Origin of the sequence: Flavobacterium sp. Arc3 (assembly GCF_041431375.1) — a bacterium.
Lineage (GTDB): Bacteria > Bacteroidota > Bacteroidia > Flavobacteriales > Flavobacteriaceae > Flavobacterium.
The window spans coordinates 98,283-113,332 of the sequence record NZ_JASMRI010000007.1; the positions used below are offsets into that span (position 1 = coordinate 98,283).

Annotated in this window: 19 protein-coding genes and 1 pseudogene; 4 read left to right on the forward strand and 16 right to left on the reverse strand. The window is 33.9% G+C overall.

The annotated features are described in order from the left end of the window. The first annotated feature begins 62 nt into the window (after window positions 1-62). Window positions 63-731, forward strand: coding sequence for a hypothetical protein (locus QO200_RS06785; RefSeq protein WP_371538039.1), 669 nt, complete (start codon window positions 63-65; stop codon window positions 729-731). Window positions 732-822: 91 nt separating this feature from the next. Then, entirely contained in the window at window positions 823-1,131 is a 309-nt protein-coding gene (locus tag QO200_RS06790) for an EthD family reductase (RefSeq protein WP_371538041.1), read from the forward strand. Window positions 1,132-1,599: 468 nt separating this feature from the next. Here the strand turns inward: QO200_RS06790 and QO200_RS06795 are convergent, their stop codons facing one another. Beyond that, the gene (locus tag QO200_RS06795) at window positions 1,600-2,535 is read right to left on the reverse strand and encodes an SPOR domain-containing protein (RefSeq protein ID WP_371538044.1); all 936 of its coding nucleotides are present in this window, start codon (window positions 2,533-2,535) and stop codon (window positions 1,600-1,602) included. Between the two features lie 103 nt (window positions 2,536-2,638). Between QO200_RS06795 and dprA the strand changes: the two genes are divergently transcribed. Beyond that, window positions 2,639-3,739 carry a DNA-processing protein DprA gene (gene dprA / locus QO200_RS06800; protein ID WP_371538046.1) on the forward strand — a complete coding sequence of 367 codons (1,101 nt, stop codon included), beginning with the start codon at window positions 2,639-2,641 and terminating at the stop codon, window positions 3,737-3,739. Between the two features lie 107 nt (window positions 3,740-3,846). On the opposite strand, the gene QO200_RS06805 is transcribed toward dprA, so the two are convergent. The 11 genes and pseudogenes from QO200_RS06805 to QO200_RS06855 all read right to left on the reverse strand — a co-directional run bounded on the left by QO200_RS06805 (window position 3,847) and on the right by QO200_RS06855 (window position 10,770). Further along, the gene (locus QO200_RS06805; RefSeq protein WP_371538049.1) at window positions 3,847-4,320 is read right to left on the reverse strand and encodes a hypothetical protein; all 474 of its coding nucleotides are present in this window, start codon (window positions 4,318-4,320) and stop codon (window positions 3,847-3,849) included. 60 nt (window positions 4,321-4,380) lie between these two features. After that, a complete protein-coding gene (locus tag QO200_RS06810) occupies window positions 4,381-4,542 on the reverse strand; it encodes a hypothetical protein (protein WP_371538051.1) in 162 nt (53 codons plus the stop codon). 97 nt (window positions 4,543-4,639) lie between these two features. Beyond that, window positions 4,640-4,849: a hypothetical protein gene (locus QO200_RS06815; RefSeq protein WP_371538052.1), complete on the reverse strand. Its 210-nt coding sequence runs from the start codon at window positions 4,847-4,849 to the stop codon at window positions 4,640-4,642. 381 nt (window positions 4,850-5,230) lie between these two features. Beyond that, complete coding sequence (locus tag QO200_RS06820; RefSeq protein WP_371538055.1) at window positions 5,231-5,647, reverse strand: hypothetical protein; 417 nt, start codon at window positions 5,645-5,647, stop codon at window positions 5,231-5,233. Between the two features lie 437 nt (window positions 5,648-6,084). Beyond that, entirely contained in the window at window positions 6,085-6,690 is a 606-nt protein-coding gene (locus QO200_RS06825) for a hypothetical protein (RefSeq protein WP_371538057.1), read from the reverse strand. Window positions 6,691-6,888: 198 nt separating this feature from the next. After that, window positions 6,889-7,080: pseudogene (locus QO200_RS06830) on the reverse strand (tryptophan--tRNA ligase); the annotation flags it as partial. Between the two features lie 23 nt (window positions 7,081-7,103). Then, the gene (locus QO200_RS06835; protein ID WP_371538058.1) at window positions 7,104-7,703 is read right to left on the reverse strand and encodes a hypothetical protein; all 600 of its coding nucleotides are present in this window, start codon (window positions 7,701-7,703) and stop codon (window positions 7,104-7,106) included. 6 nt (window positions 7,704-7,709) lie between these two features. Further along, complete coding sequence (locus QO200_RS06840; protein ID WP_371538060.1) at window positions 7,710-8,495, reverse strand: hypothetical protein; 786 nt, start codon at window positions 8,493-8,495, stop codon at window positions 7,710-7,712. 111 nt (window positions 8,496-8,606) lie between these two features. After that, complete coding sequence (locus QO200_RS06845; protein ID WP_371538062.1) at window positions 8,607-8,741, reverse strand: hypothetical protein; 135 nt, start codon at window positions 8,739-8,741, stop codon at window positions 8,607-8,609. 535 nt (window positions 8,742-9,276) lie between these two features. After that, complete coding sequence (trpS, locus tag QO200_RS06850; protein WP_371538064.1) at window positions 9,277-10,254, reverse strand: tryptophan--tRNA ligase; 978 nt, start codon at window positions 10,252-10,254, stop codon at window positions 9,277-9,279. Window positions 10,255-10,392: 138 nt separating this feature from the next. Continuing rightward, a complete protein-coding gene (locus QO200_RS06855) occupies window positions 10,393-10,770 on the reverse strand; it encodes a GxxExxY protein (RefSeq protein ID WP_371538066.1) in 378 nt (125 codons plus the stop codon). A 104-nt stretch (window positions 10,771-10,874) separates the two neighbouring features. On the opposite strand from QO200_RS06855, the gene QO200_RS06860 reads away from it, so the two are divergent. After that, entirely contained in the window at window positions 10,875-11,648 is a 774-nt protein-coding gene (locus QO200_RS06860) for a lysophospholipid acyltransferase family protein (RefSeq protein ID WP_371538067.1), read from the forward strand. Between the two features lie 42 nt (window positions 11,649-11,690). Here QO200_RS06860 and recA read toward each other — a convergent pair whose 3' ends face one another. The 4 genes from recA to QO200_RS06880 form a co-directional block, all read right to left on the reverse strand. Further along, complete coding sequence (gene recA / locus QO200_RS06865) at window positions 11,691-12,698, reverse strand: recombinase RecA (protein ID WP_371538257.1); 1,008 nt, start codon at window positions 12,696-12,698, stop codon at window positions 11,691-11,693. 213 nt (window positions 12,699-12,911) lie between these two features. Beyond that, a complete protein-coding gene (locus QO200_RS06870; RefSeq protein WP_371538070.1) occupies window positions 12,912-13,421 on the reverse strand; it encodes an acyl-CoA thioesterase in 510 nt (169 codons plus the stop codon). A gap of 43 nt (window positions 13,422-13,464) precedes the next feature. Further along, entirely contained in the window at window positions 13,465-13,848 is a 384-nt protein-coding gene (locus tag QO200_RS06875) for a DoxX family protein (RefSeq protein WP_371538073.1), read from the reverse strand. A 4-nt stretch (window positions 13,849-13,852) separates the two neighbouring features. Continuing rightward, complete coding sequence (locus tag QO200_RS06880) at window positions 13,853-15,001, reverse strand: ATP-binding protein (protein WP_371538076.1); 1,149 nt, start codon at window positions 14,999-15,001, stop codon at window positions 13,853-13,855. Window positions 15,002-15,050: the final 49 nt, after the last annotated feature.

The following is a 15,050-nucleotide window of genomic DNA, read 5'->3' on the forward strand; positions in this document are numbered from 1 at the left end:
TAATAGTAAATTTAATAACAGTCTTAGAGAAGGTTTTTAAAAACAAAACTAATTTAATCAGCATGGTAATACAGGATATCAACATAAAAAAGATAACGCAGCAATGTATCAAAAACGTATTTAGAACAAATACAAATGAGGTTGGCTTTATTCATCTTGATTTCGGGAAAAATTTAACGCCCTACCAATTTAGGGCGATTATGGTGGGTCTTAAGGAAGAGTTAGCAAAGTTCACTGCTGTTAAATATGACAGAGAATTAAGCTATCATTGGCTTGTACGTTTTGACCAGCAAGTCAATACCCCTTTTCACGTAGATAATGCAGCTGATCAATCTCTTTTGATGTTGGGATACGAACCAAGTGAAATAGAAAGTGAGTTGCACATAGCAGATTATCATAAATATGCGAATGAAAGCAAGGCTGCAACAAAGGATTATCTTAAAAAGTTCACGCCAATATTTAAAGACGAAGAGTCAGAACTAGCACCTTATGCCACTAAAGTAAACTTAGTTCAAAGCGATACTTATACAATTGTTTTAATCAATAACAGCAACCCAAAGTCCACTCCAGAAACCTTAGGTGTGTTCCATAAGGCAGTAATCGTAAAACCAGATTTAAGCAAAAGTAGAATAGTGAACTCAATGGTTCTAAATATGTTGCCAAAAGGGACAGTCAATGAGAATGGACTTAGTGACAAAGAATTTTTAGACAATGGTGTTATAAGTAAATAACTGATCCCATTTAACCGTGCTAATGAAGGAGACAACGGAAGAAAAAAGTTCAGTAAAATCTAAAATTAATAACTAAAAATATAAAAATATAATGATAAAAGTAAGCGTAATGTACCCAAACGGTACCGACACAAAATTTGATGTAGATTATTACAAAAACTCACACCTTCCTATGATTAAGGAAGCTTTAGGAGATGCCTTAAAAGGAATGGAATTCACTGTAGGAATAGGAGGTAGGGTTCCTGGGGCATTAGCGCCTTATTTTGCCATAGTAGATTTAAAATTTGATTCTGTTGAATCATTTCAATCCTCTTTTGGGCCTCATGCAGCAAAATTTGCAGCTGATGTACCTAATTACACTAATGTAGAAGGAGAACTTCAAATTAGTGAGATTGTTTAATCATTTAGTTTAACTCAAATAAATGCAAAAGCGACTTAGGAATCTTTCTTAAGTCGCTTTTTTTTATGTCTAAATAGAACGTTTTTATTGTCGTCTTTGAATTAAATTACACTTGTAGTCCTTAATGCAGAATTAAGCCGTTAAAACGCATAAAAATGACAACTCTGGATGTTCATAGATCAATCAAGCCTTTTTTTTTTCTTTCCCTGCTACTATTGCTAAGTGTTGATAGCTATATTTTGAAATATTTTGGGTTCGGATGTTATTTCTTTAACTAATTTCTACACTTTATTTCTTTTTGAAAATGAATGGCAATAGCCCAGATAGTAGCGGCATCCTCTTGTGGCATCCCGATTTTTATCGGGAGCCACAAGAGATATAGCGAATAGCTGGAAAAAGCTCCTAAAAAAACACCCCCAAATAGCGTATCACTTTTTGGGGGTAGTCTAAACCATACTGGTTTTTATATTATAGGGACTCAATCAAAAGCCAAGCTTCTGGATTGTCGTTTTTCTGAATTTCTTTCTTGGCTTTATCTGCTTCGGCAAATGTGGCATAACTACCATAAAGGACAGGGTAAAGGCCGTATTTATTAATACCGATGCGTCTGGCTTTGTATCCTTGGTCAGAAAGACGTTTGAATATTTTATCTGCATTTGCTTCCTCTCTAAAAGCGCCTGCCATAATATGATACGACATCTTACTTTCTTTTATCGAAAGAGTTACCGGTGGCATTGGGCTTTTTATAAAGAAAGTAGCTTCTTGAATTTTATTGTTTACTTGTTTTTGAACGGCTGTTTCAACTAGTACAGTTTCGGTAGCAATTTGATTTTGATATGCGGTATAACCCACACTCGCAGTTAATCCTAATCCTAAAACAAAAATGGCGGCATATTTTAAATAAGAACGACCGCTTCTTTCTTCAGTATCTAAAGTGATAACAGCGTTTTCTTCAATTGCTTCTATTTTTTGTTCAAAAATTTCTCTTTTTACAGCTGGAGAAACAAAGGCGCTTAAACCGAAAGAGCTCGTCAAATAATTAGTTTGATCCAAAGGTTTGAAAACAATGTTATTGTCTGCGTTAAGGCTGATGTCTCCAACATTTTTTATCGAAAAGCTTCCATTTGCTTCCAATGCTTTTTTCCAAGTCAATACTTCGTACTGAATAGCACTTACTGCATAATCATAAGAGGTTTTCTCTGATTGAGCAATATGATTGGCTAAAAGGCCATCATTATTTTTCAGATTGGCATTGAAAGAGATCATTTTTTTTGGAGGAAAAAATGAATTTGCGCTTTCAACCCACTTGGCTGATTGGATTTCAGTCAAAAATGCACCGAATCCAGGAACGGTAACACATTGATAACGATATAAAAGCTGCGCGATGTAAGGTTCGATGTTCATATCGACAAAGTTATACAATGAAAATAGTTATCAAAATTTTATTCACAATTTTTATTAACAATCAGCGCAATTTTTTTATACATTTCAACTACAAATAATTAGCATGACAGAACAAGATTTATTTTATCTTTTGGCATTACAAAGAGTGGAGGGTGTAGGCGATATTATGGCCAAAAAGCTGCTCACTCATTGTGGTTCTGCCGAGGCAGTTTTTAAAACTAAAGCCACGCAACTTGCTGCCATTGATGGTGTGGGTTCGATTTTACTTAAAAATCTAAAGAATCAAACTGTTTTTGACAAAGCAAATGCAGAGCTGGAGTTCATACGAACGAACGCGATCAATGTGGCGCATTTTCAAGGCGACAATTATCCCGATCGTTTGAAACATTGCATCGACGGACCACTTTTATTGTTCACCTCTGGAAATATCGATTTAAAAAACCGAAAAATAATCAGTATTGTGGGCACGCGCCAAATCACTTCCTACGGAACGGAGTTTTGCCGGAAGCTGATTGAGGATTTGGCTCCGCTGGATCCTATCATCGTAAGTGGTTTTGCATATGGCGTTGATATTGTCGCGCATCAATTGGCGATGGAAAACAATTTACAAACGATAGGCGTAGTGGCGCACGGTTTGAATCAAATCTATCCCAAAACCCATAAAAAATATGTCGCTAAAGTCGAAGAGAATGGAGGTTTCATGACCGAGTTCTGGAGTTCCTCGAATCCCGAAAAGGAAAATTTCGTAAGAAGAAACCGGATCGTAGCGGGAATGTCTGAGGCGACCATCGTTATAGAATCTGCTGATCGAGGCGGTTCCTTGATTACGGCTAACATGGCCAACGATTACAACCGCGATGTTTTTGCTGTTCCGGGTCGTGTAACTGATAAATACAGCGCAGGCTGTAACAACCTTATAAAAACGCAAAAAGCAAATGTGCTCACTAGCGCAGCTGATTTGGTTTATATACTGAATTGGGACATTCAAAAAGAAACAAAACCCGTACAAAAACAATTGTTTGTGACTCTCGAGGACGATGAACAAAAAGTGTATGATTTTCTTTTAAAAACGGGAAAAGAACTAATGGATATCATTGCCCTGCGTTGTGATTTTCCCATTTATAAAATTTCAGGAATGTTGCTAAATATGGAACTGAAAGGTGTGGTACGGCCGTTGCCGGGAAAATTGTTTGAGGCGATATAAACTAAAGTAAATAAACCGCAGATTCGCAGATTTTTAATTTTTTTAAATCTGCGAATCTGCGGTTTAATTTTTTTAACTAGATAACTTCAAAGTCTAATTCGTGCCCTTTAAAAATTAGAATACTCCCAGTCTACTTCATACTTTAGTAATTTATCGTTCTTTATTTTTTCTAAAACATAAACTTTAAAGTATTTATTAAAACCAGCTACAGGAAATATAATAGATGTTCTGTTATTTGATTTCCTTTTAACTTCTTCTTTTTTATTTTTAAAATAGTGAAAGGCATTCTGCTGTAAATCGGCAGGGTTATCCAGTTTTATTTTTTGTAAAAGGTCTACTGAACAAGTGTCAGCTTTGTGATTTTTTTTATAAACAAATGTCTCTCCTTTTATATAAAAATAGATTTCGTGCTTAACTTTTTTTTTCACTGCATTACTAACAGTAGAGTCAAAAAAAACATATTTAATGGGTTTTAAATACTTATCTTCCCCTTTATAGAATCTAAAGAAATCACTAGCCTTTGTTTGAGCATTTACAAAAGTAGTTGCCACAAGGAATAATATATAAAATACATTTTTCATAATTAATTACAATTTGAAGGGCATCATAAAACTCCGTTTCTGTAAAACAAACTGCAGGTTTTAAAAAGTGGCATACTGCCATTCCACTTCGCGCCTAATTACTTTATTAGCATTTACTTTTTCAAAGATATAAATCTTAAAGTATTTATGAGTGCGCGATATGGGCATTGATTTTGGAACTTTTGTATTGGTTTTTCTTTCGTACTCTTCAATTTTTTTCATAAAGTAGTTATCTTCTTCTTCATGTAATCTCCTGCTACTTTGTAGCTTTGTTTTTTTTAAAATGGCAATTGAAAGGGTATCTGTTTTATGTCTTTTTTTAATATATAAAAAGCTGTCGCCATTTATATGATATATTTTCACCCTTTGTATGAGCGCATTCTTTTCCGTCAAATAATATATATTTTATTGGTTTTGCGATTTCGTTGCCTACGTAAAAAGCATTAAAATCTTTTTCTAAGCTTTTTAAATTTTGTGAATATATAAAACTTACGTTTAATAATAATAGTGTGTAGATAATTGTTTTCATAATTAATTACAATTTGAGGGGCCGTTATAAAAATCATCTCTGATTAATACCTCAATTAATTTTCAGTAATAAATATAGCGTTTATAACGGGACTCTTTTATACAACTACTTATTATTACTTTCATTCTAGGTTTGAACAAACAACATTTTTACGCGTTTCTATTTTTTAATGATCCGCGTTGCAAATGCTAGGTTTTGTAGTATCAATTTAGATAGGTACTCGCCGTAGGCAAGCACCAGAACGAGAAAACAAACGAGTTCCAGCGAGAGTAAAAGAATAGTACTAATGCAAATATTTTTATATTTATTTTTATGTTATAATTAAAGCCAACCAATGAAAGCTCATCAATATGGGCTTTCGTTGGTTAAAATATCACAAAATTAGCGATAGACTTTTATATCCTTGACTATTTTATTTCCGTAAAAAGTCCGCTCATCACTAGTAAATAGATAACCATTTTTATTTTCATATATCTCTACTGTAGATTTAGGAATTTCTTCCTGCCAATAGATCGATAAAACAATTGTTCTATTAGTATAAGTGGCTCCCTTTTTTAGAAAATAGAAATCTGTACTAATTACTGAATATTTTTTTCTAAAAGGAGTAATATGCCATGATTGCGTTGGTTGTATTTTTAAATCCGTTAACAATCTAGAAAAAGGTTTTCCTATATAGTTCGCTTTTTTTAATTCAAAATTAGTTTTTAAATACTGCAAAGTATCACTAACGGTTTGTGCCTTGGTCTGTACCGAGAAAAAGAATAAAAGAGCTGAAAATATTTTTAGACTTGTTTTCATGTTTTTTTTAATTATAGGTTGCAATCTGGTGTTACTTCATAGGTGTCTTTTTTTGTCTCTTGTGCCTTTAGGACAGCAATAGAAAAAAAAGTTAGGAAAAGAAGTGAAATATGTTTTTTCATAATCGGATTAATTTACGATAATTAGTCTTTTTCGCAAGGAGATATACCCTCTGGTGCTCGTTTGGAACGAGTACCTACTTAGTTTTTAGTACTAAATATAGCTTTTATAACGTGACTCATTGTATCTAACTATTGATTATTACTTACATTCTAGGTTTGAATAAACAACACTTTTACAAGTTACTTTGTATTGATGATTCGCGTTGCAAACGCTAAGTTTTTTTTTCAATTTAGATAGGTACTAGCCGTAGGCAAGCACCAGAACGAGAAGATAAACGAGTTTCTACTGATATATTTTATGTTTTTAGCTGGTTTTTACTTGATTCTATTTATGGAAGGACATACGTAGTGATTGTTTTCCAAGTACCATTTACGTTTTCCATTAATATTGTTTTTGGAGTCTCCTCCGTACATAAAACTAACTATGTAAGAGCTTTTAAAAAACAAAGCGAATTTTTTGTCCGAACTTATTATTGGTTTTGAAATTAATAAAGCATTTTTTAAGTTATGTTTTTGGCGTATGGAACTGTCGGTGAATAGAATTTCTTTTTTCTTAAATATTTTAAACTTAGGTCGAATAAAATCCTTTTTTTTCCAGTGATATGTAATCGTATCCTTAGCGTATTTTTCTTTTAAATACGATATTTCTAAGGAATCTATAGGCCATTGTGGTGTGCGCTTATTATTGAAAGGAACCATTCTGACTTTGTGTGTTTCTAAAGGAATGTTTCTATCTAGGTATGCTTTTTCGTAATCTTCTAGAGTTAGCATTCTTGGAAACGCTTCTTCCACTAGTAAGCTATAATGATATTTCCCAGCAGTTTCTTCTTTTATAAAGTCGGGTATTATCCGCTTTTCATAATTTCTGGAAGCACAAGAAACAAGCATTAAACACAAGATGCAGTATATATAATATTTCATTTTATAAGTTTGTTATTTACTATTTTTCTACAATTAGAAGGATCTTTTTTTCTCTAACTATCTAAAAGATCATTTTTCAATCTTAGGAAATAGTTACGCTAATAAATATACCCAGTTTTAGTGATATTGCAATTTAAAAAGCAACCCCCTTTCTAATTTAAATTAGAAAGGGGGTTGTATATTAAGATTATGTAGTTTTTATAGCACTTGAGAGCCTAATTTCTCTCGTACTCTAGACAATACACCATTTGCAACAGTTGAAGCTTTAGTAGCGCCTATTTTAAGTAAAGCGTCTACTTCAGAAAGGTTGTTCATGTAATAATTGTATTTTTCTCTTTCAGTTTTAAAGGTTTCAGTTATCAATGCGGGCAAAGCTTGCGTGGCGTTACCTTAACAGCTGGTATAAATTTTATTTACCCCGAAGTACCAATAGGGATGCTTCCTTTTATTTTCCATTTTCCATTTTCTTTTTTTAGGATAGTCAAAATCGTTCCGCCTGTTTTATTTACAGAAGAATGGACCTTAATAATCGCTTTCATTTCATCTTTTGCATATAAAGGTTCTGAAATTCTGTAAACTGTATTACAATCAAATTTTTTATCTGTTATGGAAATTAAACGGACATTTTTATTTTTAATATTTGATTGTCTCCATTCACTTTTAGACCAAGAAGTATATCTGGTTTTCATTTCATTTAGTTCTTTAAAAGAAATTACGCCGTCAATATCTTTATAAAAAACTTTATAGGCTATATTATCATTTTTAATCGAATCATTTTCTTCCATTATATCATAACTGTATACTCTAAAATAGTGATCAATTAAACTTTGTGGTTTTTTTCTTTCTCCTATATTATAACTTTCTTTAAATAAACAGATTGAATCATTTTTTGGGAGCAATAGATTTATAATTTCGACGGTATTGCATTTAAAATCAGTGTTTTGTGCTTTACAAGACTGAAAAAAAAGTAACAGTATAAAGCATATAATTGTTATTGTCGTTTTTCCTTTCATAATTATTTAATTACATGGATTACTTAATGCGTAGGCATTGTTTAAATCTTCTGACTTGTTGGATTCAGCAATTCTAACTCTATCTTCAGCTGTTAAAGCGGTTGTTTGATTAAAAATATCCGTTTCAATAAGACCGCCCCAAGCTAAATCAGTATAATATTGGCTATTATTTTGATTGTTATCCCATATTGCTAATGCATTTGCAATTGTAGTGACGTAATTTCTAGACATTTCTTCGTGATGATATTTATTCCAGCCAAATGTTGTATTCGGGTCTCCATATTTCTTGGCAACCAATTCATTCCAAAGCTCAGGAAATTTTTTATATGACGCTGAAGCACCTCCCTGCGTAGCAATATCTATGTAACTCAATATATAAGAATGAATAGCTTCGTGAACAATGGTTCTAGCAATTGAAAGGCGAGTAGCGGTATTAGTGTAAGATCTATTAATCTCGGTTAAGTAACTATTCGCAGTAGCATTATTCCAATTAGTTTCTGCAATATTGCCAGAATTTTTAAAAGTGCTTCCATCGTTTGTTACCAATGTCCACGTAAATTGAGCATCGTTTCCTGCAAATTGATTGATAATGCTTTCAATTGAATTACCACTTATTATTTGTTCCAAAATTTCCTTGGAGCAGGGATCTAAATCTTTAGAGTCTGTTTTGTCATCTATTGTTGTTGTACTTCCGCCAGTACTTCCACCACCTCCCCCATCTCCATAGTCCCATCCCATCCCGTAATCAATACTACTTGATCCAATGCCAGCTAAGCCACCAAAGAGGGACAAGTAGTTTATGTAAGTGCGAGGATTGTGATAATTATTGTCGACAATTACAACGTCATAATTAGTAAAACTAACACCATCAATAATTATATCTTTTTTTGTAATCCCATTACTTTAACTTTTCTTGACAAATTGTGCAATGATAAAGCCATCTTTCACTTGGTATCCGTTAATGAACTCACCGTTTAAGTTTTGCATTATTATTTTTCCGGTGAATGAGGAAGTAGCTATGTTTTTATCGGGATACATAGTAAAAACTACTGTTTTTAGTTCTCTTTCTATTTTTAATAATAGAATTCTACTTTCCCTTTTTCCTGCTTATTTAAAATCGGAATCACAGTTAGTAATTGATCACTATTTGTAATTTTTTCTTGTGAAATTTGATCGAAACTAGGCTGTAGTGTTACTTTTTTTCCTGTTTGCGACGAAGTAATTGCGTTGTTTTCTTGTAGAAATGAAATAGCTTCTCTTGCGCTTACTGTTTCAATATTACTTTGTTTTTTAGGAGATTCTTCCTCTACTTGGCATTTAGTGAATGTGAGTGACAGGAGGAATGCTATTAAGAATTTGCCACATTGCTTAGCCTTGACTAGCCTGGCTTTGGTTCATGATTAGTTTTTAAAGGTATAATAATACATTAATAATAGTGCTAACAAAGTAAAGTGTTTTAATGTAGAATCACAATACCCACATTTAGTGAGATTTAGTTTTTTTTATTTTAAAACCAAAAGCCCTTTCTAGTTTGATTTAGAAAGGGCTTTTTTGTGTTTTGTTCTAGAAGGTTTTAAAGCGCTTCAAAGCCCAGTTTTTCTCGTACTCTAGATAATACACCATTTGCAACAGTCGAAGCTTTATTAGCGCCTATTTTAAGTAAAGCGTCTACTTCAGGAAGGTTGTTTATGTAGTAATTGTATTTTTCTCTTTCGGTTTTGAAAGTTTCGCATATCAGTTCAAACAAAGCTTGTTTGGCGTGACCGTAACCATAGTTTCCTCCTTCGTAATTAGCACGCATTGCTGCAAGTTGCTCGGCATTGGCTAACAAGGAATAGATAGCAAAAGCATTACAAGTATCTGGATTCTTAGGTTCTTCTAGTGGTGTGCTGTCCGTTTCTATAGACATCACTTGCTTGCGCAGCGCTTTGTCTTCCAGAAATATATTAATTAAATTATTAGCTGATTTACTCATTTTTCCGCCATTAGTTCCCGGAATCAACATGCTGTCTTCTTGAATTTTAGCTTCAGGAATTACAAATGTTTCTCCCATTTGGTGATTGAAACGAGAAGCTACATCACGGGTGATCTCCACATGTTGTAATTGGTCTTTCCCTACTGGAACTAACTCTGCATCGTATAATAAAATATCAGCAGCCATCAACATCGGGTAGGAGAACAAGCCGGCATTTACATCATCTAGTCTGTCTGCTTTGTCTTTAAACGAATGCGCTAATGTCAAACGTTGAAACGGAAAAAAGCAACTCAAATACCATGATAATTCTGCTGTTTGTGGCACATCTGATTGTCTGTAAAAAACCACTTTGTTAACATCTAGTCCACAAGCCAGCCACGCTGCAGCAGTACTATAGGTGTTTGTTCTTAATGTATTTCCGTCTTTTATCTGGGTGATCGAATGCAAGTCGGCAATGAAAAGAAAAGATTCGTTTTTTGGATCATTCGATAATTGAATCGCGGGTATGATTGCCCCAAGTAGGTTTCCTAGATGTGGTGTTCCTGTACTTTGGACACCGGTAAGTATTTTTGCCATTATGATTTTTTTCTGAATTGCAAAGTTCGTGTAGTTTATTTAGTTATTTACCGCAAAGTTCGGAAAGTTTTTTCGCAAAGTTTGTAAAGAATATTTTTTTCAAGCCCTAAGGTATTAAAATGATGAATAACTTATTAATTATAGGTTATTAACGACCCTTCTGATTCCACTTTTTAATAGAATTTCATTAAAGTTGATAAGAAGTCCTAGTTTGTATTTTCCCAGTTTTAAATAAGTTAAGGTCTGAGCTAGATGAATATCGGTTAAAGAATCTACACTTTTAAGTTCGATTATCAACTTCTTTTCAACTAATAAGTCCACTCGGTAACCACAATCCAAATAAACATCTTCGAATATTAAAGGCATGGCTTTTTCTTTTTCAACAAATAAGCCAGCTTGATTAATTTTAAAATACAAGCACTCTTTATAAGCGTTTTCTAATAAACCAGGACCAAGTCCTCTGTGTACTTCAATTGCTAAACCAATGACAATGTTAGAAATCTCATTTTCAGTCATTCTTGTTTTTTACTTTGCGTAAAACTTTGCGTTCTTTGCGGTTATATTTCCCAATTTTAATTCTTTTTAAAAATAGTATCATAGGAATCCCTATTTTTGAACTCATGAAAGGAATAAAAATAATTCTCTGGACTTTATGGCGGATGTGGTTTTATGTTTTATTTACTATCCCCATAGTGATTATGCTACCGTTTTTAGTAGCGTCTATCGTTTCTGAAAAAGGATACCCGTATTACTTTAAAATGGCGCGTATTTGGGCAAAATTCATTCTTTTCGGAATGGGGTTTTACTATAGAATTGAAAGAAACCAAACCTTGGAACCAGATAAAAGCTATATGATTGTGGCCAATCATACTTCTATGACTGATATTATGCTGATGCTTGCCACGGTGAAAAATCCTTTCGTTTTTGTAGGTAAAAAGGAATTGGGTAAAATTCCGTTGTTTGGATTTTTCTATAAACGAACTTGTATTTTAGTCGACAGAGGCTGTTCTAAAAGTCGCTTAACGGTTTTTAATGAGGCGCAGAAAAGATTTGACCGTGGTTTAAGTGTTTGTATTTTTCCTGAAGGAGGTGTTCCAGATGATGAATCTATACTTTTGGACACGTTTAAAGACGGTGCATTCCGACTGGCAATTGAACATCAGATTCCGATAGTTCCTATTAGTTTTGCAGATAACAAAAAGAGGTTGTCTTACACTTTTTTTAGTGGTAGTCCTGGGTTAATGCGGGTTAAAATACACGAAAAAATTGAGACTTCTGGAAAAACAGGAGTAGACAGAAGACATATAAGAGAAGAAGTTCGTGACGTTATCTACACACAGTTACTGGAATTTGAGAATGAATCAAACGAGAAGAAATGGATATTTTCTAAATAGGATATAAAAAAAGAGTTGGCCATGGCCAACTCTTTTTTAGTTTTATGCGTCTGCTAATTCTTTTATTCTAGCTTTAATCTTTAATTCAAGTTCGTCCGCTAATTCCGGATTGTCTTTGATTAACGATTTTACTGCATCACGTCCTTGTCCTAATTTGGTTTCACCATAACTGAACCAAGAACCTGCTTTTTTAATGATTTCAAACTCTACGGCAAGATCTAAAATCTCTCCTGTTTTTGAAATTCCTTCACCATACATGATATCAAATTCAGCAATTTTAAAAGGCGGTGCTACTTTGTTTTTTACCACTTTCACTTTTGTTCTGTTACCCAGAACGCTGTCTCCGTCTTTAATTTGTGTAGAACGACGGATATCTAAACGTACTGAAGCATAAAACTTCAATGCATTTCCACCAGTTGTAGTCTCAGGATTTCCAAACATTACTCCAATTTTCTCTCTCAATTGATTGATAAAGAAAACAGTACAATTTGTTTTGCTGATCGTTCCAGTTAATTTTCTTAATGCTTGAGACATTAAACGGGCATGAAGTCCCATTTTAGAATCTCCCATTTCACCTTCAATCTCACTTTTTGGAGTCAAAGCAGCAACAGAGTCAATAACAACAATATCAATTGCTCCTGAACGAATCAAGTTTTCAGCAATTTCTAATGCCTGCTCTCCATTATCGGGTTGAGAAATAATTAGGTTTTCAATATCTACCCCTAATTTTTCAGCATAATTTCTATCGAATGCATGCTCTGCATCAATAAACGCAGCAATTCCACCCGCTTTTTGAGCTTCTGCAATAGCATGAAGTGTCAATGTTGTCTTTCCAGATGATTCTGGACCGTATATTTCGATTATTCGACCTCTTGGGTAACCGTTTACTCCTAACGCTAAATCGATTCCTAAAGACCCTGAAGAAATAGTTTCTACTTCTACAATGGCTTTATCGCCCATTTTCATTACAGTTCCTTTACCGTAGGTTTTATCTAGTTTATCTAGCGTAAGCTGTAGCGCTTTTAATTTAGCTTCTTTCTCTGTACTCATCTTCTCTTTCTCTTTTACCTTTTCTTTCATCTATTTGTATTATTTTTCTATCTGTAACAAACTAACGGCATGGATTAGTATGCTAATAATTTCGTTTAAAAGTAATTGTATGTTTTGTAAAAATACTTCTTTTTATGATGTGAATTTTCTCTTTCAAGATTTTTTTTAAAACCTTAATTTTCTAGAAAAAAGACAGTTTCAAATTCTCTTTTTTTACATGAATAAAGCCTTCAACTCTGTAGCTTCATCCGGTTTCATTTTTCCGGCCAAAACTAAACTAAGTTGTTTTCGTCTGAGCGCGGCATCAAAACGTTCTTTTTCCAGCTCCGTTTCTGGGATTATTTGAGGAACTTCAACCGGTCTTCCCGTATCGTCTACTGCAACAAAAGTATAAATGGCCTCATTGGCTTTCGTTTTGTTACCGGATTCTCTGTCTTCGACCCAAATATCGATAAAAATCTCCATCGAACTTTTGAAAGCTCTGGAAACTTTAGCCTCAACAGTAACCACACTTCCTAACGGAATGGCTCTGTTGAAAGCCACGCTATTAACTGATGCTGTAACCACGATTCTTCTCGAGTGTCTTCGCGCAGCAATACTTGCAGCACGATCCATACGCGCTAGTAACTCACCGCCAAAAAGATTATTCAAAGGATTTGTTTCGCTAGGCAACACTAAATCGGTTAATGTTGTCAAGGATTCGGAAGGATGTTTTGGTGTCATTTTATTTGTCAATGTAATTACTGTTTTCGTTCGTTTCTGTATTCTAATTTAACCAGTACACGGCCATTACTGCCGGTATAAAATAAATAACAATGGTTCTTGCTCCATCGTAATCTTTTGCTAATCGTTGACCAAAAAGCAACATAAGTAAGGTTATGCAAGAAAAGACCGCGCCATAAAAACCAAATTCTCTTCCGTTGTTTACCAATAATTCGATACAACCCACAATACACAAAATACCAGATATCAACTCTAACACAAGTACATTTGCTAAAGCTAACGGGACTTGATTGCGTAAAGGTGTTTTAGCAAAATGACCTTTTAACCAGTCGATATTGTCTTTCCAGTAAAACAGTTTGTCGTAACCAGACTGTAGAAAAGAAATCGCTAAAAAAACTAATATTAAAATGGAGGCAACGTTATTCATAAGTTTATTTTTTGTGGATTAGACGTGTGAGTTTTATTGATAAATCAGTTAAAATAATTTTTGCATTTCCATTGCGTTCCACATGATACATGGCATCAGATAGTTCTTTGAAAATATCATGAATGTTATTGCCGTTTACAAATGGAGCAAAATTTTCAAGTTTAAATTTATCGACTTTAGGTTCAAAATAAACTAATGATTTGGTCTCGTAATTCATCATTAACGCTTGACGGAACATTTCGATACAAAATTCAAGAAATTTCTTTTGTGTCTCTCTTCCTAATCCTGCAATTTTTTCACTCCAAAGAATCAAATCTTGAATTGCGGCAGCATTTCCTTTTGCTTTAAATGCCGCCCGAACCCAGGTAACGAACCACTGCTCAAAGGGATGCTCTTCATCATTAGTATTTAATAAATGCAACGCAATATTGTAATTTCCCTGTGCCTGATGTGCGATTTTTGCCGCCAGTTTGGGATCCGTTTGTTCTCTTGCTACCAAAGCTTCTGCAATGATAGGCTCGCTCAAACCATTAAAATGTAAAATCTGGCAACGGGAACGTATCGTTTGAATTAAATCTTCCTCGTTTTCAGTAATCAAAATAAAAACTGTCTTTTCTGGTGGTTCTTCCAGCAGCTTTAATAATTTATTAGAAGCAGAAATATTAAGTTTATCTGCCATCCAGATTAGCATAATTTTATAACCGCCTTCATATGACTTTAACGACAATGCTTTAAGAATTTCCTGGGCATCATCTACTCTTATTTCGCCTTGCTTGTTCTGAACACCTAATATAGCATACCAATCAAATAAACCGCCGTAAGGATTTGTAGTTATAAATTTTCTCCAATCAGTAATGAAATCAATACTTTTTGGGCTTTTCTTTACTTCTTCGGTCGTTACGGTAGGGTAAGCAAAGTGCAAATCAGGATGCGATATTTTTTGGAACTTCATATTGCACGCTTGGTTGGCGCCATTGTTTTCTCCATCTTGATTGCCGCATAAAATGTATTGTGCGTAGGCGATCGCCATAGGTAAGGTACCGCTTCCCTCAGGACCAACAAACAATTGTGCGTGCGGGATTCTACCCAAATCAGCACTTCGTGTCAGATGATTTTTAATGTGTTCTTGTCCTAAAATTTCAGAAAATTGCATGAAGCAAAGATATAAGAAAATGGGTTAGTCTAAAATATTAGATAGCAAA

Bases quoted from the DNA above. Each gene is read 5' to 3' on its own strand.
- QO200_RS06820 (WP_371538055.1), bottom strand. From the start codon at position 5,647: ATGAAAACAAGTCTAAAAATATTTTCAGCTCTTTTATTCTTTTTCTCG.
- QO200_RS06875 (WP_371538073.1), bottom strand. From the start codon at position 13,848: ATGAATAACGTTGCCTCCATTTTAATATTAGTTTTTTTAGCGATTTCT.
- QO200_RS06790 (WP_371538041.1), top strand. From the start codon at position 823: ATGATAAAAGTAAGCGTAATGTACCCAAACGGTACCGACACAAAATTT.
- QO200_RS06880 (WP_371538076.1), bottom strand. From the start codon at position 15,001: ATGCAATTTTCTGAAATTTTAGGACAAGAACACATTAAAAATCATCTG.
- QO200_RS06825 (WP_371538057.1), bottom strand. From the start codon at position 6,690: ATGAAATATTATATATACTGCATCTTGTGTTTAATGCTTGTTTCTTGT.
- QO200_RS06810 (WP_371538051.1), bottom strand. From the start codon at position 4,542: ATGAAAAAAATTGAAGAGTACGAAAGAAAAACCAATACAAAAGTTCCA.
- recA (WP_371538257.1), bottom strand. From the start codon at position 12,698: ATGAGTACAGAGAAAGAAGCTAAATTAAAAGCGCTACAGCTTACGCTA.
- QO200_RS06845 (WP_371538062.1), bottom strand. From the start codon at position 8,741: ATGTATCCCGATAAAAACATAGCTACTTCCTCATTCACCGGAAAAATA.
- QO200_RS06805 (WP_371538049.1), bottom strand. From the start codon at position 4,320: ATGAAAAATGTATTTTATATATTATTCCTTGTGGCAACTACTTTTGTA.
- trpS (WP_371538064.1), bottom strand. From the start codon at position 10,254: ATGGCAAAAATACTTACCGGTGTCCAAAGTACAGGAACACCACATCTA.
- dprA (WP_371538046.1), top strand. From the start codon at position 2,639: ATGACAGAACAAGATTTATTTTATCTTTTGGCATTACAAAGAGTGGAG.
- QO200_RS06835 (WP_371538058.1), bottom strand. From the start codon at position 7,703: ATGAAAGGAAAAACGACAATAACAATTATATGCTTTATACTGTTACTT.
- QO200_RS06855 (WP_371538066.1), bottom strand. From the start codon at position 10,770: ATGACTGAAAATGAGATTTCTAACATTGTCATTGGTTTAGCAATTGAA.
- QO200_RS06815 (WP_371538052.1), bottom strand. From the start codon at position 4,849: ATGAAAACAATTATCTACACACTATTATTATTAAACGTAAGTTTTATA.
- QO200_RS06860 (WP_371538067.1), top strand. From the start codon at position 10,875: ATGAAAGGAATAAAAATAATTCTCTGGACTTTATGGCGGATGTGGTTT.
- QO200_RS06795 (WP_371538044.1), bottom strand. From the start codon at position 2,535: ATGAACATCGAACCTTACATCGCGCAGCTTTTATATCGTTATCAATGT.
- QO200_RS06785 (WP_371538039.1), top strand. From the start codon at position 63: ATGGTAATACAGGATATCAACATAAAAAAGATAACGCAGCAATGTATC.
- QO200_RS06870 (WP_371538070.1), bottom strand. From the start codon at position 13,421: ATGACACCAAAACATCCTTCCGAATCCTTGACAACATTAACCGATTTA.